General features: G+C 45.2%; 1 pseudogene. It reads right to left on the bottom strand.

Annotated features, from left to right (window positions below):
- Window positions 1-248 (bottom strand): annotated as a pseudogene (locus HMPREF1627_RS00545) (hypothetical protein); the annotation flags it as partial.
- Window positions 249-646 lie beyond the last annotated feature (398 nt).

Here is a 646-nt window from a genome sequence, read left to right as displayed (position 1 = left end):
AGTGTTCCTGTCATAGTTGCGGTGAGGACCATGAGGACGTATTTGCCAAAGGGGAACCAGCCAAAAACTGGTTCACCGACGATTGCAGCGTAGGGCATCATAAGGACGCCGCCTACTGTCCACAGCGCAAAAATTGTCCAGTTCCATCGCCTGTTGATTTCGGCAATGGCGATTTGCGCGACAAAAACTACTATCCAGATGACCCAGACGCGAAGAGGTCCGACCTCCCATAGGAATAGGGAATCCATCTTTCTGACTTTCTTAATAACTGTGTTGGGATGATGTGGATCACATAAGTAAAATCCACTCAAAGTTTATCGCTGCGCCAGTTCTAAATTTTGAACTCAAAATTTGTTCAGCAAATCCGCATAAAGCTGAACGAAATTGCAGGTGATGTTGAGGTTTTGTAACGTAGCTCAATGCTAATTTGTAATACGACCCATCAAATCTTTGGCACAAATTTTGTCGAAGTTTACACAGTAAATAGCAGGTGATTAATTTGGCCTCTTCAAAGACGAAGAAGTTATTAAAAGCTGCCGGCGTTGCCGGCGCCGCAACATTGGGAGGAATGGTTTACTTCTCCCAGTTCAGCGGTAAGGCAACAAAAGCGGAACAAGAGTGGGTGTATCCCGCTGATGACATTATC

It is taken from the genome of Actinomyces sp. S6-Spd3, assembly GCF_000758755.1.
Taxonomy (GTDB): domain Bacteria; phylum Actinomycetota; class Actinomycetes; order Actinomycetales; family Actinomycetaceae; genus Pauljensenia.
The sequence above is the reverse complement of the archived record's forward strand: the minus strand, read 5'-3'. Positions and strand labels throughout refer to the sequence as shown.